This is a genomic window from Camelimonas sp. ID_303_24 (assembly GCF_053543495.1).
Map to the genome: position 1 here is coordinate 98,115 of NZ_JBLLJM010000002.1, position 19,444 is coordinate 117,558.

General features: G+C 65.4%; 13 protein-coding genes, 4 tRNA genes and 1 pseudogene. 15 read left to right on the forward strand and 3 right to left on the reverse strand.

The window, feature by feature from the left end:
* The first annotated feature begins 323 nt into the window (after window positions 1–323).
* Together ACERNI_RS01010 and ACERNI_RS01015 are read left to right on the forward strand one after the other, a co-directional pair.
* Window positions 324–1,844, forward strand: coding sequence for an NAD(P)H-hydrate dehydratase (locus ACERNI_RS01010; protein WP_448831412.1), 1,521 nt, complete (start codon window positions 324–326; stop codon window positions 1,842–1,844).
* A gap of 325 nt (window positions 1,845–2,169) precedes the next feature.
* Window positions 2,170–2,514, forward strand: a complete 345-nt coding sequence (locus ACERNI_RS01015) for a hypothetical protein (RefSeq protein ID WP_448831413.1) — start codon at window positions 2,170–2,172, stop codon at window positions 2,512–2,514.
* A gap of 133 nt (window positions 2,515–2,647) precedes the next feature.
* Here ACERNI_RS01015 and ACERNI_RS01020 read toward each other — a convergent pair whose 3' ends face one another.
* A complete protein-coding gene (locus tag ACERNI_RS01020; RefSeq protein ID WP_448831414.1) occupies window positions 2,648–4,096 on the reverse strand; it encodes a multicopper oxidase family protein in 1,449 nt (482 codons plus the stop codon).
* A gap of 238 nt (window positions 4,097–4,334) precedes the next feature.
* On the opposite strand from ACERNI_RS01020, the gene ACERNI_RS01025 reads away from it, so the two are divergent.
* The 7 genes from ACERNI_RS01025 (at window position 4,335) to ACERNI_RS01055 (ending at window position 12,727) form a co-directional block, all read left to right on the forward strand.
* Window positions 4,335–4,419: transfer RNA gene (locus tag ACERNI_RS01025), tRNA-Leu, on the forward strand.
* A gap of 63 nt (window positions 4,420–4,482) precedes the next feature.
* On the forward strand, window positions 4,483–5,844 hold the full coding sequence (gene tig, locus ACERNI_RS01030; protein ID WP_448831415.1) for a trigger factor: 1,362 nt from the start codon (window positions 4,483–4,485) through the stop codon (window positions 5,842–5,844).
* Between the two features lie 506 nt (window positions 5,845–6,350).
* Window positions 6,351–6,974 (forward strand): ATP-dependent Clp protease proteolytic subunit, encoded by a 624-nt coding sequence (locus tag ACERNI_RS01035; protein ID WP_448831416.1) that lies wholly within the window; start codon window positions 6,351–6,353, stop codon window positions 6,972–6,974.
* 347 nt (window positions 6,975–7,321) lie between these two features.
* Window positions 7,322–8,590: an ATP-dependent Clp protease ATP-binding subunit ClpX gene (gene clpX, locus ACERNI_RS01040; RefSeq protein WP_132005628.1), complete on the forward strand. Its 1,269-nt coding sequence runs from the start codon at window positions 7,322–7,324 to the stop codon at window positions 8,588–8,590.
* A 333-nt stretch (window positions 8,591–8,923) separates the two neighbouring features.
* Window positions 8,924–11,350, forward strand: coding sequence for an endopeptidase La (gene lon, locus ACERNI_RS01045; protein ID WP_448831417.1), 2,427 nt, complete (start codon window positions 8,924–8,926; stop codon window positions 11,348–11,350).
* Between the two features lie 277 nt (window positions 11,351–11,627).
* Complete coding sequence (locus tag ACERNI_RS01050) at window positions 11,628–11,906, forward strand: HU family DNA-binding protein (protein WP_191318973.1); 279 nt, start codon at window positions 11,628–11,630, stop codon at window positions 11,904–11,906.
* 745 nt (window positions 11,907–12,651) lie between these two features.
* Window positions 12,652–12,727 (forward strand) — tRNA-Val (locus tag ACERNI_RS01055).
* 380 nt (window positions 12,728–13,107) lie between these two features.
* Here ACERNI_RS01055 and ACERNI_RS01060 read toward each other — a convergent pair.
* Together ACERNI_RS01060 and ACERNI_RS01065 are read right to left on the reverse strand one after the other, a co-directional pair.
* Window positions 13,108–13,184 (reverse strand) — tRNA-Asp (locus ACERNI_RS01060).
* Between the two features lie 85 nt (window positions 13,185–13,269).
* A tRNA-Asp gene (locus tag ACERNI_RS01065) sits at window positions 13,270–13,346 on the reverse strand.
* A gap of 1,027 nt (window positions 13,347–14,373) precedes the next feature.
* On the opposite strand from ACERNI_RS01065, the gene ACERNI_RS01070 reads away from it, so the two are divergent.
* The 6 genes and pseudogenes from ACERNI_RS01070 to nuoF all read left to right on the forward strand — a co-directional run bounded on the left by ACERNI_RS01070 (window position 14,374) and on the right by nuoF (window position 19,290).
* On the forward strand, window positions 14,374–14,739 hold the full coding sequence (locus tag ACERNI_RS01070) for an NADH-quinone oxidoreductase subunit A (RefSeq protein ID WP_448831418.1): 366 nt from the start codon (window positions 14,374–14,376) through the stop codon (window positions 14,737–14,739).
* Window positions 14,730–15,311, forward strand: a complete 582-nt coding sequence (locus tag ACERNI_RS01075; protein ID WP_448831419.1) for a NuoB/complex I 20 kDa subunit family protein — start codon at window positions 14,730–14,732, stop codon at window positions 15,309–15,311. Before ACERNI_RS01070 ends, ACERNI_RS01075 begins: the two co-directional genes overlap by 10 nt.
* 101 nt (window positions 15,312–15,412) lie before the next feature.
* Window positions 15,413–16,078 (forward strand): NADH-quinone oxidoreductase subunit C, encoded by a 666-nt coding sequence (locus tag ACERNI_RS01080; protein ID WP_448831790.1) that lies wholly within the window; start codon window positions 15,413–15,415, stop codon window positions 16,076–16,078.
* Window positions 16,075–17,265, forward strand: coding sequence for an NADH-quinone oxidoreductase subunit D (locus ACERNI_RS01085; RefSeq protein WP_448831420.1), 1,191 nt, complete (start codon window positions 16,075–16,077; stop codon window positions 17,263–17,265). Before ACERNI_RS01080 ends, ACERNI_RS01085 begins: the two co-directional genes overlap by 4 nt.
* Window positions 17,266–17,321: 56 nt before the next feature.
* Window positions 17,322–17,981, forward strand: a pseudogene (gene nuoE, locus ACERNI_RS01090) (NADH-quinone oxidoreductase subunit NuoE); the annotation flags it as partial.
* A gap of 7 nt (window positions 17,982–17,988) precedes the next feature.
* Complete coding sequence (gene nuoF, locus ACERNI_RS01095) at window positions 17,989–19,290, forward strand: NADH-quinone oxidoreductase subunit NuoF (protein WP_448831421.1); 1,302 nt, start codon at window positions 17,989–17,991, stop codon at window positions 19,288–19,290.
* Window positions 19,291–19,444: the final 154 nt, after the last annotated feature.

The following is a 19,444-nucleotide window of genomic DNA, read 5'->3' on the forward strand; positions in this document are numbered from 1 at the left end:
TGTCTGGCTGTCCAGGGCTTTATGCCCCGGCAGGCGTCCGAATGAAACGGGCTTGTTGACCTGCTTCAGTCCTGGGCGCCGCTTTCGTGGGCGTTTTGCGCCTAAAAAATAGTCAATTTCGCACGAACGGCTTCGTGGGTCCGCATGGTGGCCCAGACGCCGTCCCGGGAACGTCTTTCTGGCGCGCATGGCGCCTTTTTGGGCGTTCCCGGACGCCTGTGGCCGTCTTCGCAGGCGTTTTCGGGTGAAACACTGCGCGGAGGCGCACGTTTGCGCAAGGCGTCCCGCTTATGATGCGGGCAGAATCGTAACGGGAGGGGCCAATGCCGGGCCAGTCAGGAGAGCATCTGCTGCGGGCGTCGTGGATGGCGGAAGCTGACAGGATCACCATCGCCAGCGGCGTGCCGGGCTACGAACTGATGTTGCGGGCCGGGCGCGGCGTTGCCGCGGCGGCGCGCCGCATGGCGGCGCCCGGGGCGCGGATTCTGGTGGTCTGCGGGACCGGCAACAATGGCGGCGACGGCTATGTGGCGGCGCGGCTGTTGCAGGCGGAGGGGCGGGACGTCGACGTGATGGCGCCGCTGGGGCCTCCGGTCGCCGCCGACGCCATTCAGGCGGCCACAGACTGGGCCAGTGGCAATGGAGTGGCGGTCGCCGCGGACGCCTGCCTTGCTGGTTATGGCCTGGTGATCGAGGCGCTGTTCGGCGCCGGGCTCAACCGGCCGCTCGCGGGCGCGGCGCTTGCCATGGCGCAACGCATTAATGCGGCCGGCTGCCCGGTTCTGGCTGTTGATGTTCCTGGTGGGCTTGACGCCGACAGCGGCCAGGCGATGGGGGCCAGCGTGAGCGCCGCCGCCACCGTGACGTTCGCAGCCCGCAAGCCGGGGCATCTGTTGCTGCCCGGGCGGGTGCTGTCCGGCGCGGTGAGCTGTATTGATATTGGCATCGCGCCGGAAACCATCGCCCGTGTGGCGGGCGGGATTTTCCGCAATTCGCCGGATCTGTGGCGGGCGTATTTTCCGGCGCCGTCGCTGGAGGCGCACAAGTACCGGCGCGGCCATGTGCTGTGCGGTTCCGGCGGCCCGTTGTCGACGGGCGCGATCCGGCTCGCCGCCCGCAGCGCCCTGCGCGTCGGCGCCGGGCTGGTGACAGTCGCGGCCGGGCCTGAGGCATGCCGGGTGCACGCGGCGCATCTCACCGCCGTCATGATCCGCGAGGCGGAAAGCGCCGGCGATTTCGCGCGGCTGCTGGACGATGCCCGCTTCAATGCGGTGATCCTCGGCCCGGCGGGCGGCGTGGGGCCAGAGCTGGCGGCGCGGGTGGAGGCGACGCTGCTGCGGCGGCGGGCGCTGGTTATTGACGCCGACGCCATCAGCTGTTTCGCCGGCGCCCCGGAGCGACTGGCGGCTGTGGTTGCGGCGGGCGGCGGCGCGCCCGTGGTGATGACGCCGCACGATGGTGAATTCGCCCGGGTGTTCGGCGATGTGGCGGGGGTGATGGACGCCGGCGCGAAATATGAGCGGGCCGTGGCGGCGGCGCGCCTGGTCGGCTCCGTCCTCGTGCTTAAGGGGGCTGATACGGTGATTGCCGCGCCGGATGGGCGGGTGGCCATCAACGACAATGCGCCGCCCTGGCTTGGCACCGCCGGTTCTGGCGATGTGCTCTCCGGGCTCGTGGGCGGTTTGCTGGCCCAGGGAATGCCGGGCTTTGAGGCCGCGGCGGCGGCGGTGTGGATTCATGGGGCGGCGGCGCAGACATTCGGACCGGGCCTGATTGCCGAGGATCTGCCAGAACAGGTTCCCGCGGTGCTGCAGCGGTTGCCGCCACAGGCGCATCTGGCCTGAGCAGCCCGCGGATGTGCGTTTGCACACATTGATGCCTCCCCGCCGCGTGGATGGCGAATGCCTGAAAATGGCTTGCGGCCAGTGCTTTTGGCGACAGCCGGCGCTGGCCGCCACCGGCGCGACATTGCTGGCGCAAGGCGCGGTGGCCATGGCCGGGCTGGTCGGGAGCGCCATTTTCGCGCTATTCTCCTGACACATTGATTGAGTTGAACGCGGCGGTTGGGTTCCGCCGGCCGTGCTGGCGCGCCGGTAAGGTCTGGCGTTCGTTGATCTGCGGCCATTCAGGATGGCGCGTGGCGGCCAGCGCGGAGTTCAGGAGCTGGGTATGTCTATTTCCAAGTATGTTCGCGGCTATGTTCGCGGCCTGTCCACGGTCACCGTTGCGGTTGGCGTGCTGGCGCTGGCGCCGGCCGCGTTCGCGCAGCAAGTTCCGGCCACTCCTGACTGGGAGGCTCCGGCGGATGTCAAGCCGTCGCCAAAAGCCAAAGGCGGCGCAAGGGCCGCCACCCGGTCTACTGGCGCCACGGGTGGCCTCAATGCGCCCATGCGCAAGATCGAGCGGGACGATATCGACATGACCGGCGTGGGACGCGAAGTGCGCAACTTCGGCACCGGCGTGCGGCCAATGATGAACGGTAGCGGCGGCATGGGGGTTGGCGGCGGCTTCTGACGCGCCCGGAGGCAGCCGTTGCGCGACGCAGCGCTGGCCGGCGGGGAAAGTCCCCGGCAGGCAGCGCCCTGATTCTTCGAAAGGCTGGCCCGGCGCCAGCCTTTCTGCTGTGCGCTGAATGGCGGGGGAAGGGTCAGGTCACCTCAAACCATGTGGCCATGCCGCCATCGAGCCGTTCGGCGTTGGACGAGCCAATCAGCCATCTGCCGGCCTCGCCAGCGACAAACGCCACGCGCGACGTCTGGTTGGCGGGGATGGCGATGACGTCGAGCCAGTACGGCTCCCAGCCATCATCCAGATTGTGTAGCCGCCGCACATGGCTCCCGTGGATATGCAGGGTCTGCATCCAGGGCGTCGCATTTTTCAGTTCGAGCGTCACGGGGCGACCCGAGCGGACGCTGAACGCCGGTTTGCGCCCGGCGTCGGGCCAGGAGACGCCATTGATGGTCCAGATGCGCCCTGGGTCCGTGAAGCGCGCGCCGGTTTCCGACGCGCCAGGAGTGGCGCCGCCGGCCAGCGTCAGGGTGGCGCGCGCCGCATCCTGTAGCCGGATTGCTTCCGGCAGATCGCTGGCGGGCAGGGCGGCGACAGGCCCCGCGGCAGGTGCGGGCGGCGCATCTGTCGCCGACACGACCAGCAATGGCGCGCCCGCATTGGCCTGGCCAAGCAGCACCCGCAAGACGCCTTCAGCGCCTGCCTGCGCCGGCGCCTCGACGATCAGGTCATAGCGCCCGCCCGGCAGCAGGGTCAGGCTGTCGCGGGCGGGCGTGAACAGGGCTGACGGGCGGCCGTCGACGCCGATGACATGCACGGCGAGGCCGCTGAAGTGCAGGGCGAATGTGCGGGCGTTGGCGGCGTTCAGCAGGCGCAGGCGCAGCCGCGCGCCTGGCGCGACGCTGACGCGCCCGGGCGGCGCGGAAGAGTTGAGCGTAAGCCAGTTGCCGAGACGCCCGGCGCCGGCGCGGGCGGCGACCGCGTCGAAATCCGGCCGGAGCTGGCCCCCGTCGGTCAGGGCCCAGTCATCAAGGGTGAGCAGGAGGTCCTTCGCGACCGCCGGAGGGTCGGGTTCGTCAACGATCAGCGCGCCATAGAGGCCGCTTTCCGTCTGGCGGCCGACAGCGCCGATGCGCATGGGCCGGTACCAGGACAGGCCGGCGTGGCGCGCCGTGAAGCTGAGGGTCCGGGTTTCGCCCGGCGCAATTGCCGGCCCGGTAAGCCCTGCGACGCCGTCGAGGGCGTTGGGCGCGCCCGCGCCATGCCAGTGCAGAGAAAGCGGCTCGTCCAGGGCGTTTGACAGTTCGACGGCGAGCGTTTCGCCCTGGCGCGCCCGCAGCAGGGGGCCGGGGACAAGGTCATTGAAACCGAGTATTGCCGTTTCCGTAGCTGGCTCCGGCTTCAGCCGCAGCTTGCCAGGGGCGGCGCGCAGCCGGATTGCCGCCTTCGCCGTCGCCAGCTCCCTGTTCTGTGTCTGTGCGCCCGCCGGCGAAGCGGCGCATGGAATCGCCAGCAGGGTGGCGGCGAAGCCAGCGCAAAACCGGCGGCGGCCTGGGTCTGACGGGCGTCGGGAGAAAGCGTTGGACATCCTGTTGCCTGCCTGTGCGGGTCTGGAGGTTCGAAACAGACGCATAATCGCAAAAAAGGGCGGCTTGCAGAACACGGAGTGGTTCACAGGGCGCTTTATGTGGATTAGAGATCGGGGCATCCGGCGTCAGGCTGTCCGCAGCCCGGCGGCAGGGTATTTTTTTGGTGCGTTATCCGCAACGCGTGATATAGAGCCGCGACCTCGGCCTGAGAGGGCGGCCTTTCATGGCGTGTCGCGGGCGGGCGTGGCGGAATTGGTAGACGCGCTGGATTTAGGTTCCAGTGACTAACCTCGTGGGGGTTCGAGTCCCTCCGCCCGCACCATGCGCTTTATAACCCAACAGGCCGGAATCCGATTCACGGGCGACAGGACAGCAGAGTTTCAACATGCAGGCGACCCAAACCAACTCCGAAGGACTGAAGCGCGAATTCAAGGTGGTCGTGCCCGCTTCCGAGCTCGAAACCCGGCTTGTCAACGAGCTGAACGAGCTGAAGGACAAGGTCCGCATCAACGGCTTCCGTCCGGGCAAGGTGCCGATGACGCACATGCGCCGCACCTACGGTCGCCAGGTCATGGTTGACATCGTGCAGAACGCCGTCAACGAGGCCAACCAGCAGATCGTTTCCGAGAACAACCTGCGTCTCGCCATGGAGCCGAAGGTCAATCTGCCGGAAGCCCGTGAGGACGTGGACGCGGTCATCGACGCGAAGGCCGACCTGTCCTACACCGTCGCGCTGGAAATTCTGCCGACCTTCGAAGTGGCCGACGTGTCCGGCGTCGAGCTGGAGCGTGAGGTCGCCGAGGTGACCGACGCCGAACTGGACGATGCGCTGACCCGCATGGCGAAGCAGAATCGCACCTTCACCGCCCGCGCCGAAGGCGAAGCGGCTGAGGACGGCGACCGCGTCACCATCAACTTCGTCGGCAAGATCGACGGCGAGGCCTTCCCGGGTGGTTCGGGCGACGGCGTGCCGGTTGAAATCGGCTCCGGCTCGTTCATTCCGGGCTTCGAGGAGCAGCTCGTTGGCGTCAAGGCCGGCGAAGAGAAGGTCGTTACCGCGACGTTCCCCGAGGACTACCAGGCTGCGCATCTGGCCGGCAAGACCGCTGAATTCGACGTGAAGGTCATCTCGGTCGAGGCCGGCGGCGAGGCGCTGGTCAATGACGAGCTGGGCAAGTCGTTCGGCATGGATGATCTGGAAGCCCTGCGCACCGCCCTGCGCGAGCGCATCGGCGTTGACTTCCAGGCGCAGTCGCGCCGCAAGGTGAAGCGCAAGCTGCTTGACGCGCTCGACAAGCTGTACAGCTTCGAGCTGCCGCCGACCCTGGTGCAGCAGGAGTTCGACGGCGTGTGGCAGGGCGTGACCGCCGAGATGGCCCAGGCCAGCCGCAGCTTCGAGGACGAAGGCACCACCGAGGAAGCCGCCCGCGCGGAATACAAGGGCATCGCCGAGCGTCGCGTGCGCCTTGGCCTGGTGCTGGCCGAGATCGGCGACAAGGCCGAGATCAAGATCTCCGAGGACGAGCTGACCCGCGCGCTGATTGACCGCGCCCGCCAGTTCCCCGGCCAGGAGAAGATGGTGTGGGACTTCTATCAGAAGAACCCCCAGGCGCTGGCCGAGCTGCGCGCCCCGATCTTCGAGGAGAAGGTGGTTGATCACCTGCTCGGTCAGGCCAAGGTTGTGGACAAGACCGTCAGCAAGGAAGATCTGTTCAAGGAAGACGAGGAAGACGGCGACAAGGCCTGATTTCCTGTTGCGCGGTTGCGGCCGCGCCCTGATGTTGCGGCGGCCAGGGGTTCCCCTGGCCGCTTTTTGCTGTCTGGCCGGCGCTGCCGCGTCAGCAGGGGCGCGTTGGGGCCTTGCGGTGGCGGTGGGCAGCGCATAACTGCGGAGAACGCCGGTTTCAGGCGGGGAGCGCCTTCCCATCCCGCGTTTCCGCAAGCGACTATGAGAAAGCGATGACAGGGCTTGCCTCCGCCACAATGGCGGGGAAGAGTCGCAATCCAGATTCTGGCGCCGGAGCGAACGTGATTCCCGGCCGGCGCGTTTTCTTCGCCAGACAGGTTGGTCTGGCGCCGTTCCGTTCGCGAAAGCGGCGACGGAGCCGCCACGGGGCGATATCTGGTCCAGGCTGGACCAGTGTGGCGTCCTGTGGCTTTGCCCTGAGGCATTTTCTTTATGCGCGGCGTCGGCTTCGCCTGAAAATGCTCCCGAAAATGACCGCCCCCGCGCGGCCGCCTGGAGTATGAGACATGAGAGATCCGTTGGACGTTTACGCCAACACGCTGGTGCCGATGGTTATCGAGACGTCCAACCGGGGAGAGCGGGCGTTCGACATCTATTCGCGTCTGCTGCGCGAACGGATCATCTTTCTGACCGGCCCGGTGGAAGACCATTCCGCCTCGCTGATCGTGGCGCAGCTGCTGTTCCTGGAAGCGGAGAATCCAAAGAAGGAAATTTCCTTCTACATCAATTCTCCCGGCGGCGTGGTGACGTCCGGCCTGTCGATCTATGACACCATGCAGTTCATCCGCTGCCCGGTATCGACGCTTGTGGTCGGCCAGGCCGCCTCGATGGGCTCCCTGCTCATGGCGGCGGGCGAGAAGGGGCAGCGCTTCGCGTTGCCGAACGCCCGCATCATGGTGCACCAGCCTTCCGGCGGATATCAGGGCCAGGCGACGGACATCCTGATCCACGCGCGCGAGATCGAGGCGCTGAAGCGCCGGCTGAACGAGATCTACGTCACGCATAGCGGTCAATCGCTGGAGGCAATCGAAAACGCCCTGGAGCGCGACAATTTCATGACCGCCGACAAGGCGAAGGAATTCGGGCTGATCGACCAGGTGCTGGAGAAGCGCCCCGACCTGCCGGCCTGATCGCGCGCGACGGGCGGGCTGGACGGGCGGGCGTCCGCGACAAACGGCCCCGCTCGCATTGACGGACGGCGTCCCCCATGTTTGGGTGACGTTTTATGTTCGCGTCGTGCGCCGGTAGCGGGCGACGTTAACCTGTTGTTACGGGTCAGGTTCGATCCTGATGCGCAGGCAGCGGATCAGGCGCGGGGAGCGCTGCGGGCCCTTGGGGTCGCAGTTCTCACGCATCGGACAGCCGCACGCGCTCTGGCCGTCATTGCGGCCATGCAGGGCGCGTCGTGCAACCTGATCCGGCAAGGATTTGACATGACCGCCGGCGTAATTCCGGCCGGTCGCAGTGGAGACGGACCATGAGCAAGGCCACAGGCAGCGAAAGCAAGAGCACGCTTTACTGCTCTTTCTGCGGCAAAAGCCAGCATGAGGTCCGCAAGCTGATCGCTGGACCGACGGTGTTCATCTGCGATGAATGCGTCGAGCTGTGCATGGACATCATCCGCGAGGAATCGAAGTCGTCGCTGGTGAAGTCGCGCGACGGCGTGCCGACGCCGCGTGAGATCAGCAAGGTGCTGGAAGACTATGTCATCGGCCAGGAGCACGCGAAGAAGGTGCTCTCCGTCGCCGTGCACAATCATTACAAGCGGCTCAGCCACGCGCTGAAGAACAACGACGTCGAACTGGCCAAGTCCAACATCCTGCTCGTCGGCCCCACTGGCTCGGGCAAGACGCTGCTGGCCCAGACGCTGGCGCGCATTCTTGACGTGCCGTTCACCATGGCCGACGCGACGACGCTGACTGAAGCCGGCTACGTGGGTGAGGACGTCGAGAACATCATCCTGAAGCTGCTGCAGGCCGCGGACTACAATGTGGAGCGGGCCCAGCGCGGCATCGTCTACATCGACGAGATCGACAAGATTTCCCGCAAGTCGGACAATCCGTCGATCACCCGCGACGTGTCGGGCGAAGGCGTGCAGCAGGCGCTGCTGAAGATCATGGAAGGCACGGTCGCCAGCGTGCCGCCGCAGGGCGGTCGCAAGCATCCCCAGCAGGAGTTCCTGCAGGTGGACACGACCAATATCCTGTTCATTTGCGGCGGCGCCTTTGCCGGGCTGGAGCGCATCATCACCGCGCGCGGCAAGGGCACGTCGATTGGCTTCGGCGCCACCGTGCACGCGCCCGAAGATCGCCGCACCGGCGAGATTTTCCGTGAGGTGGAGCCCGAGGATCTGCTGAAGTTCGGCCTGATCCCCGAGTTTATCGGCCGGTTGCCGGTGATCGCCACCCTCGAGGACCTTGATGAGGTCGCGCTCAAGAAGATTCTCCAGGAGCCGAAGAACGCCCTGGTGCGCCAGTACCAGCGCCTGTTCGAGATGGAGAATGTGGAGCTGACCTTCCACGAGGACGCGCTGACGCTGATCGCCCGCAAGGCCATCGAGCGCAAGACCGGCGCCCGCGGCCTGCGCTCCATCCTGGAGGGGATCCTGCTCGAGACCATGTACGAACTGCCGGGGCTTGAGGGCGTCGAGCAGGTCGTCATTGGCCCCGAGGTGGTCGAGGGCAAGGCGCGGCCGCTGTTCATCTACGCCGATCGCGCTGAAAGTAACGCGACGGCCTCGGCCTGAGCTCCAGACACGAAGATATCCGGCATGGCAGGCGCCCGTTGGGCGCCTGTTCTGCGTCAGGGGATGGGATCAGCGTGGCCATGGCCAGGCGGTCATGCGCGACATGCAGGCCAGACCCTCAAATCATCTGTGCTCCGGGCCTGTCACCGACTTGAAACAAAAGTCACCCGGAACCACTTTCTGTTCATCGTCTTTGTCGCGCGCTCATCAGGAGGCGCGGCGAGCGTCGCCTTCGGTGTATGCTCCCATGGAGTTGAGCGCCGGAGGCAATCCGTCCGCTCCGCCTGCCGCTCCAAGGGGGAGGGCGGACGATAGTGAAAGGACAAGGGCCACATGACTACCATGAAGCCTCGCCAGCCCGCGGCTCCGGGAACCGTTTCGGACTATCCCGTCCTGCCCCTGCGCGACATTGTCGTGTTCCCGCACATGATCGTCCCGCTCTTCGTCGGGCGCGAGAAGTCGATCCGCGCCCTGGAGGAGGTGGTCAAGACTGACCGGCACATTCTGCTGGCCACGCAGATGAACGCCGCCGACGATGATCCGGAAACCTCTGCCATCCACGAGATTGGCGCGATCGCCAGCGTGCTGCAGCTTCTCAAGCTGCCCGACGGCACCGTGAAGGTGCTGGTTGAAGGCGCTGGTCGCGCGCGCGTGCATTCCTATCTGCGCACCGACGAATTTTATGAGGCGACCGCCGAGGTGCTCGGCGACGAGACAGGCGACAAGGTCGAAGCCGAGGCCCTGGCCCGCTCGGTCGTGACCGAATTCGAGAGCTATGTGAAGCTCAACAAGAAGGTCTCGCCGGAGGTGGTCGCCGCCGTCACGCAGATCGAGGATCCCTCGCGTCTGGCCGACACGGTTGCCTCGCATCTGGCCGTGAAGATCGCCGACAAGCAGGCGCTGCTTGAGACGGTCTCGATCCCGGCGCGGCTCGAGAAGATTCTCGGCATGATGGAGAGCGAGATCTCGGTCCTCCAGGTCGAGAAGCGCATCCGCACGCGCGTCAAGCGGCAGATGGAGAAGACCCAGCGCGAGTACTATCTGAATGAGCAGATGAAGGCCATTCAGAAGGAACTGGGCGACGAGGACGGTCGCGACGAGCTGGCGGAGCTGGAAGAGAAGATCAACCAGACCAAGCTGTCTCGCGAGGCCCGCGACAAGGCGATGGCCGAGCTGAAGAAGCTGCGGCAGATGTCGCCGATGTCGGCGGAAGCCACCGTCGTGCGCAACTATCTCGACTGGATGCTCGGCATTCCGTGGAACAAGCGTTCGCGGGTGAAGAAGGATCTCGGCGAGGCGCAAAAGGTGCTGGACGCCGATCACTTCGGCCTGGACAAGGTCAAGGATCGCATCGTCGAATACCTGGCGGTGCAGCAGCGCGCCAACAAGCTGTCGGGGCCGATCCTGTGCCTCGTTGGCCCTCCTGGCGTCGGCAAGACCTCGCTTGGCAAGTCCATCGCCAGGGCGACGGGGCGCGAGTTCGTCCGCGTGTCGCTTGGCGGCGTGCGCGACGAAGCCGAGATCCGTGGTCACCGGAGGACCTATATCGGCTCCATGCCTGGCAAGATTATCCAGGCGATGCGGAAGGCGAAGACCTCCAATCCGCTCATCCTGCTCGATGAGATCGACAAGATGGGTCAGGACTATCGGGGTGATCCGTCCGCCGCACTGCTTGAGGTGCTGGACCCTGAACAGAACAAGGCGTTCAACGACCATTATCTGGAAGTCGATTACGACCTCTCCAGCGTGATGTTCGTGACCACCGCCAACACGCTGAACATTCCTGGTCCGTTGCTCGACCGTATGGAGACCATCCGGCTCGCCGGCTATACGGAAGAGGAAAAGACGGAGATCGCCCGTCGCCACCTGATCCCGGAGGCTGTCGTCAAGCACGGCCTGTCGGAGAAGGAATGGACGATCACCGACGATGCCCTGCTGCTGCTGGTGCGCCGCTACACCCGGGAATCGGGCGTGCGTAACCTCGAGCGCGAGATTTCGAACCTGATCCGCAAGGCGGTGAAGGAGATCGTGCTCGGCAAGGCGGAGACGGTGGAGGTGACGACCGCGACGCTGGAAAGCTTCCTCGGCGCGCCGAAGTATCGCTACGGCGAGATCGAGGCGGAGGACCAGGTTGGCGTGGTGACGGGGCTGGCCTGGACCGAGGTGGGCGGCGAATTGCTGACCATCGAGGGCGTCATGATGCCTGGCAAGGGCAAGATGACGGTGACGGGCAATCTGCGCGACGTCATGAAGGAGTCGATCTCGGCGGCCGCCTCCTATGTGCGGGCGCGGTCGGTGTCGATGGGCATCAAGCCGCCGCTGTTCGATGCGCGTGACATCCACGTGCACGTTCCGGAGGGCGCGACGCCCAAGGACGGCCCGTCCGCCGGCATCGCCATGGCGACGGCCATCGTTTCGGTGATGACCGGGGTGCCGGTCCGCAGGGACGTGGCCATGACCGGCGAGGTGACGCTGCGCGGCCGGGTTCTGCCGATCGGCGGCCTGAAGGAGAAGCTGCTGGCCGCCCTGCGCGGCGGTATCCGCACGGTTCTCATTCCGGAGGACAACGTCAAGGATCTGACGGAGATTCCGGACAGCGTGAAGAACGGGCTGGAGATCATCCCGGTGTCGCGCATGGGCCAGGTGCTGGAGCATGCGCTGGTTCGCAAGCTCGAAGCCATCGAGTGGACCCCGCCTGGCGATGAGCCGGTAGCTCCGCCGCGGGTTGAAGGTGAGTCGGGCGGCGTGATCGCTCACTGATCAGCAATCATCATGAGAGGCCCCGGCGCGCCGCCGGGGCCTTTTTTCTTCACGAAACGGAAAAATTTGTTTTATTGCCGTGATTTCTCTCCGCCAGGGCCTTGCGCTTCGGGGCTTATCAGGCAAAACCAAAAGATGGGACGGTGAGAGCTGTGGGTTTTCACCGTAACACGAGCTGGGCTATGGGCCAGGTTTCTTGTAACCGACATGGCAGGCTGGAGTATTGAACCCGACGAATGCGCGCTGAGGAGCGTCATTCGCATCTGGAGGACGATTGATGAACAAAGGCGATCTTGTTGCTGCCGTCGCTGATCAGGCCGACCTGAGCCGCGCTCAGGCGGGCGAGGCCGTTGAGGCTGTGTTCGCCGCCATCACGGACGCCCTCAAGAAGGGCGATGAGGTCAAGCTTGTTGGCTTCGGCACCTTCTCGGTGGCTGACCGCGCCGCCGGCACCGCGCGGAACCCCCGCACGGGCGAGACCATCAATGTTCCTGCTTCCAAGGCTCCCAAGTTCAAGGCTGGCCAGGGCCTCAAGGATTCCGTCAACGGGAAGTAAGGCGGTCTTCCCGCGCCGACCAGCGCCGTCGCTTCAGCCGGCATGGCGGAGGCGACGCGGGTCGCCTGGATTGCATGCGTTCGGGGAGCCCGGGTCGAAGGACCCGGGCTTTCTTGTATTTGCACGCCGCATGGAGGGGGGCGCCCGGGCGTGATCCGTATCTTCGGCAGCCCGGCTGGACCGGCCGCCCGGATCCCCCGGGACAGGTTTGTCCCCTGAGCGGGTTTGCCCTGGACCGGATCTCTCCGGCGGAAGGGATCGATCGCGGTCGACGTCAAGCCGGGCGGCGGGCCTTGCGCCTTGTGCGCCTCCGCCTGGCGGCGCGGCGCTTGTGCGGCGTCACTGGCCCATGGGGAGCTCCCCGCCCACTGGCTTGCGAATCGCGTGTTCTGCTGCGATTGCGCGGCGCTGGCGGGGCCATGCGATTGGCGGGCGACGGGCCCGGGCAAGGGCAATGCGCGCCACGGCCGGCGAGGGATCCGCGGCAGGGGGAAGGGCGGGCGAGACATGGTGTCGGCGAGACACGGGGTGGGATTGTCAACAGGCGCCGGAGCGGGGCTGTCTGTTGGGGGTAATCAGACGACGGATGGACTGGCGTTCGGCGTCGCCATGCTGTAGAGCAGGCTCCAGTTGCTTCTGTGGTCTGGCGTCTGGCCCGTGCGCCATCGCGCGTCGGCCTGAACCTGATGATACAGGGGCAGGCGCTGCCCCGGATCCCCGGCTATTCCGGATGGCGGCTGCGTCAGGGCGGTTAGCTCAGTTGGTAGAGCATCTCGTTTACACCGAGAGGGTCGGCGGTTCGAGCCCGTCACCGCCCACCAGACGCGTCGCGCCTGCCAGGTTGGGCATGCCTGCTGCTTCTTCAGATCATCTTCAGACAGGCTGGACTGCCACGCTGGCGAGCGCCGACGTTCCGGCAATTGCCGGCGGCTTTGTCTGCGGCGCTGCGCCCAGGCATCGCCGGGGTCCGCGAGACGCGCTCCGTACAGACGTATATTCAATCGTTCCGGGTGGATGATAGTTGGCCGGCGGCGCCATCAGGCTTTTGGAAACGCCAGTTCTTTCGCAGGGGTCTTCCGGATGCCGTCAGGCGGTCGTTGCTGCTTGATCTGCCCGCAAGCCATCAGACGTTCGAGCCAGATTGGCGTTCCGCCAATAAAAAAGCGCGGCCAGGCCGCGCTTTGTATCAACCGTGTCTGGGTGGCGAGAGTGACGGGACTCGAACCCGCGACCTCCGGCGTGACAGGCCGGCGCTCTAACCAACTGAGCTACACCCCCAAACCCGGGACACTGAACCCCACAGAGCCTGAGCTCCTGATCCAGATACTGGCGCCAAATCCTTCCACCATCCCCTAAAGGAAAGTGGCGAGAGTGACGGGACTCGAACCCGCGACCTCCGGCGTGACAGGCCGGCGCTCTAACCAACTGAGCTACACCCCCGAACAGGCGTCTTGGCCGCCGGTGATGCGGGGTTTAAGGTTCGCCCCTTGCGGTGTCAAGCGAGCATTGGCCGCAATCTGCGCCGGCTGCTGTGGATAGAAGGATGAATGTGGGGCGCCCCATGTATTTACCGCCGGGATAGCTGTTCCCAGGCCAGGGTCGCGCGTTCGGGTCACAGGCAGGGCGCGCGCGTCTGGAAACATCCGGGCGCTCACCGGTGGGCGCTGAATCGGCTTCGACCGCAAGTTTCGGGCTGGCGGAAAGTCGCCGGCATCGAAGGCAATGCGTTCGTGGCCGGAGCCAGGGCGTTTCGTGATGGCGTCCGGCGGGGCCGTAGCTGCGTGACGGGGCAAGGGCAGGGGGCAGGGGCAGGGCAAGGACTGGGACAACGCGGTTGCCGCCTGCATGATGCGGAGGCGGTCCATGGCGGCGCCTCGCGGCGTCGGCTGTGTTCCGCTCAGGCCTGGAGATGTGAGGGGTGTTTCACGGTTCGATATCTGAAGCAGGCGGGGCGCTATCATGGCCGCTGCGCAGTTCGTTCCGGCAGGGGCGACTCAAGCGTGACGGGAGGGGATGATCCGGTTGCATGCCGGCGCTGACATTATGAGGCAGGCATGCATGCGGCATTGGGCTGCGGCGGGGTCAGGGCTGCGGGCAGGTTCGGGGCTGGCTGGGGCGCGAGGGCTGGAGGGGCGCAGGCCAGAACAGGGATTGTCCTGCGCCAGGGGAATGCCCTGAGTTGCATGGCGTTGAGACAATTCTCGCAGGCAATTGCCGGAATGAGCCCATCGCAGGAAGGGGAAGCCGGCAGAAAGGTCCCGTTTATGTTGCATTTGCAACAATACGAACTTTTCAAGGCGAGGCTTGCACGGCTCTGGCCCCTGGGTTAAGCCTGCCCTCGCAGCTACGAACTGTTCCAAGGTGCGGGCCATTGACGGCCCCTTTTCAGGGAGCGGGTCGCAGCGGAATCTGCCGGGTGAAAGCGACGCGTGAGCGGCGCAGGCGGCCGCGAAGGATTGGGTGCAGAATGCACAGCTTGCTGAACGACTATCTTCCCCTCGTGGTGTTCATAGGCGTCTCGCTTGTCATTGGACTGGCGCTGCTTGTCGCGCCGTTCCTGGTGGCCTTCCGGAACCCTGATCCGGAAAAGCTGTCGGCGTATGAGTGCGGTTTTAACGCGTTCGACGACGCCCGCATGAAGTTCGACATCCGCTTCTATCTCGTCGCCATTCTCTTCATCATCTTTGACCTTGAGGTCGCTTACCTGTTCCCCTGGGCCATCGGCTTCAAGGAGGTGGGTACGTTCGGTTTCTGGTCGATGATGACGTTTCTTGCGGTGCTGACGGTCGGTTTCGTCTATGAATGGCGCAAGGGAGCCCTCGAATGGGATTGATTGGCGACTCCACCCCGGCGATCGCGCCGGCTCCGCGTGGAATCATTGATCCGGCGACTGGCAAGCCGGTCGGCTCCAATGATCCGTTCTTTACCGGCATCAATGACGAGCTGGCCGACAAGGGTTTCCTCGTCACCTCCACTGACGAGCTGATCCAGTGGGCCCGGACCGGCTCGCTGATGTGGATGACCTTTGGTCTGGCCTGTTGCGCCGTGGAGATGATGCAGGCGTCGATGCCGCGTTACGACGTTGAGCGTTTCGGCTTTGCTCCCCGCGCCAGCCCGCGCCAGTCGGACGTGATGATCGTGGCCGGCACCCTGTGCAACAAGATGGCCCCGGCGCTGCGCAAGGTCTACGACCAGATGCCGGAGCCGCGTTACGTCATTTCCATGGGGTCGTGCGCCAACGGCGGCGGCTATTATCATTACTCCTATTCTGTGGTGCGTGGCTGCGATCGGGTTGTGCCGGTCGACATTTACGTGCCGGGCTGCCCGCCCACGGCCGAGGCGCTTCTGTACGGCATCCTGCTGTTGCAGAAGAAGATCCGCCGTACGGGCACGATCGAGCGCTGAACTTACGACCACGGCCGGTGGCTGAGCCCCGGCCCGGCAACGCGGCGGGAGGCGGCTTCAGTCTCCGGTCGTAACCGGTTGCAGGTGTGATTGGACGGATGATGGCAGAGGCAAGCCTCAATCAGACAGTCGGGGGCCAGGCGGGAGGCGATCCCGAGGCTCTCGGCGCGCGGATTCTTCAGCTGACCGGCAGCGACGGCGTATCGGCCCGCACAGCGTTCGGCGAGCTGACGCTTGACGTGGATGTGACCCGCATCGCCGACGTGGCGCTGAAGCTGCGCGATGCGGACGGCCTGCGCTTCGTTTGCCTGATCGACATATGCGGCGTGGATTATCCGGAGCGCGAGAAGCGCTTCGACGTGGTGTATCACCTGCTGTCGCCGACCCTGAATGCGCGGGTCCGCCTCGCTGTCCAGTCCGATGCTCAGACGCCGGTTCCGTCGCTGGTCGATGTGTTTCCCGCCGCCAACTGGTATGAGCGCGAAACCTGGGACATGTATGGCGTGGTCTTCTCCGGACACCCGGATTTGCGCCGCCTGCTGACCGACTATGGTTTCGAGGGGCATCCGCTGCGCAAGGATTTTCCGCTCAGCGGCTTCGTCGAGGTGCGTTACGACGATGCGCAGAAGCGCGTGGTCTACGAGCCGGTAGCCCTGCGCCAGGAGTTTCGCCGTTTCGACTTCCTGTCGCCGTGGGAGGGCGTGGATTACGTCCTGCCGGGTGACGAGAAGGCTTCAGGGCAGAAGGATTCGGGGAAGACGCCATGAGCGAACATCAGCTCCGCAATTTTTCGATCAACTTCGGCCCCCAGCATCCGGCAGCCCACGGCGTGCTGCGCATGGTGCTGGAGCTTGACGGCGAGGTGGTCGAGCGCGCCGACCCGCATATCGGCCTGCTGCACCGTGGCACCGAAAAGCTGATTGAATACAAGACCTACGCCCAGGCAACGCCCTATTTCGACCGCCTCGATTATGTGGCGCCGATGAACCAGGAGCACGCCTTCGCCCTCGCGGTGGAGAAGCTGCTGGGCATTGAGGTTCCCCGGCGCGGCCAGTTGATCCGGGTGCTCTATTCGGAAATCGGCCGCATCCTGTCGCATCTGCTCAACGTCACCACCTTCGCGATGGACGTTGGCGCGCTCACGCCGCCGCTATGGGGCTTTGAAGAGCGCGAAAAGCTGATGATCTTCTACGAGCGGGCCTGCGGCGCGCGCATGCACGCCAATTACTTCCGCGTCGGCGGCGTGCATCAGGACCTGCCGCCAGATCTGATCGACGATATCGAGGCGTTCTGCGATCCGTTCCTGAAAACCATTGACGATCTCAACCGTCTGGTCACCGGCAACCGCATTTTCAAGCAGCGCACTGTCGACATCTCGCCCACCACGCTGGATGAGTGCTGGGCGCATGGCTTCTCCGGCGTGCTGGTGCGCGCCGCCGGCGCCGAGTGGGACCTGCGCAAGGCGCAGCCCTACGAGTGCTACGAGGAGATGGATTTCGACATCCCCGTTGGCAAGCACGGCGACTGCTTCGACCGCTACTGCGTGCGCATGGAAGAGATGGTGCAGTCCGTCCGCATCATGCGCCAGTGCGTCGACAAGCTGCGCGCGCCGGACGGGCAGGGGCCGGTGCTGACCCAGGACCACAAGGTGACGCCGCCGAAGCGTGGCGACATGAAGCGGTCGATGGAAGCGCTGATCCATCATTTCAAGCTGTACACCGAGGGTTATCACGTCCCGGCGGGCGAGGTGTACGCTGCGGTCGAAGCTCCCAAGGGCGAGTTCGGCGTCTATCTCGTGGCGGATGGCGGCAACATGCCGTACCGCTGCAAGATCAGGGCCCCGGGCTTCGCCCATCTGGCGGCCATGGATCACCTGTCGCGCGGCTACATGCTGGCCGACGTCTCGGCGATCTTGGGTTCGATCGACATCGTGTTTGGCGAGGTGGACCGGTGACCGGCCCGCGTCCTGAAAGCCAGGTTGCTGGCGTCAGCAAGGGATTTGCGTAAGTCATGAGCGTACGTCGTCTGGCCCCGCCCGAAGTACAGCCGGCAGAATTCGTCTTCACGCCGGAGAACGCCGCGTGGGCGAGCCAACAGATCGCCAAATACCCGGAGGGCCGGCAGGCTTCCGCCGTGATTCCGCTGTTGTGGCGGGCCCAGGCGCAGGCCGGCGGCTGGCTGCCGCAGCGCGCCATTGAGCACGTCGCCGGCATTCTCGGCATGAACTACATTCGCGTGCTCGAGATCGCCACCTTCTACACCATGTTCGCGCTGGAGCCGGTTGGGCGTTTCTTCGTCCAGCTGTGCGGCACCACGCACTGCATGGTCTGCGGCGCCTATGATCTGCGCGAGGCCCTGCGCGGTTTCGTCGGGCCGGAGCGCACGGTTTCCGCCGACGGCAATTTCTCCTGGCTCGAAGTTGAGTGCCTTGGCGCCTGCTGCAACGCGCCGATGGTGCAGATCAACGACGATTATTACGAAGATCTGACGCCGGAGATCCTCATCAACCTGTTGAAGGATCTTGCCGCGGGCCGTCCGGTGAAGCCGGGTCCGCAGCAGGGCCGTCACGCGGCGGAGCCGGCCGGCGGCAAGCTGACCTCCCTGACGGATCCGTCGCTGTATGACGGCTCGGTCGTCGGCGCCTGGCGCGCCAGGTTCGCGCAGAAGGACTGAGGCCATGCTGTCGGACAAGGATCGCATCTTCACCAACGTCTACGGCCTGCAGCCGGCGAGCCTTCAGGCCGCCCAGCGCCGCGGCGCGTGGGACGGCACCAAATTCCTGCTGGAACAGGGACGCGACTGGATCATCGACGAGATGAAAAAGTCCAACCTGCGCGGCCGTGGCGGCGCGGGTTTCCCGACGGGCCTGAAATGGTCGTTCATGCCGAAGCAGACGGGCGACCGTCCGCATTATCTGGTCATCAACGGCGACGAGTCCGAGCCTGGCACCTGCAAGGACCGCGAGATCCTGCGTCACGATCCGCATCTGCTGATCGAAGGCGCGATGATCGCCTCCTTCGCCATGGGCGCCCACGCGGCCTACATCTACATTCGCGGCGAGTTCATCGCCGAGCGTGAGGCGCTGCAACGCGCTGTTGATGAAGCCTATGCGGCGCGGCTCATCGGCCAGAATAACATCAACGGCTATCCGTTTGATTTTTATGTGCATCACGGCGCCGGCGCCTACATCTGCGGCGAGGAAACCGCGCTGCTGGAGAGCCTTGAGGGCAAGAAGGGCATGCCGCGGCTGAAGCCGCCGTTCCCGGCCAACATGGGGCTCTACGGCTGCCCCACCACGGTGAACAACGTGGAGTCGATCGCCGTCGCCGGCACGATCCTGCGTCGCGGCGCCGACTGGTTCAACGGCATTGGCCGCCCCAACAACGTCGGCACCAAGCTGTTCGGCATCTCCGGCCACGTCGGCACGCCCTGCGTGGTGGAGGAGTCGATGGGCATTCCCTTCCGTGAGCTGATCGAGCGTCACGGCGGCGGCGTGCGCGGCGGCTGGGACAATCTGCTGGGCATCATTCCTGGCGGCGCCTCGTGCCCGATCATTCCCGCGCATCTGTGCGAAGACCTGATCATGGACTTCGACGGTTGCCGCGCCGCCACCTCCAGCTTCGGCACCGCCGGCGTGCTGGTGATGGACAAGTCGACCGACGTGATCCGCGCCATCGCCCGTCTGTCCTACTTCTTCAAGCATGAGAGCTGCGGCCAGTGCACGCCGTGCCGCGAGGGCACGGGCTGGATGTGGCGCGTCATCAATCGCATGGCCGAAGGCCGCGCCCAGAAGCGCGAGATCGACATGCTGCTGGACGTGACCAAGCAGATCGAAGGCCACACCATCTGCGCCCTCGGCGACGCTGCGGCCTGGCCGATCCAGGGGCTCATCCGTCATTTCCGCCCGGAAATCGAGAAGCGCATCGACCAGTATGCGGCCAACCCGCATATCGATCCGGTTCCGGTGGCCGCGGAGTAACGGGCTGAACATTTCGCGCCGACCTGCTGGCCGGCGCAATCATCCAGGCGATATCCCGAAGGCAGGCTCTGCCAAGGGAAATCGCGGAACCAAAAAGATCAGGGCGCAATCCCGGCAACCCGGAGCGCTCCCACGGCCCAACGTCGCCTGAGAC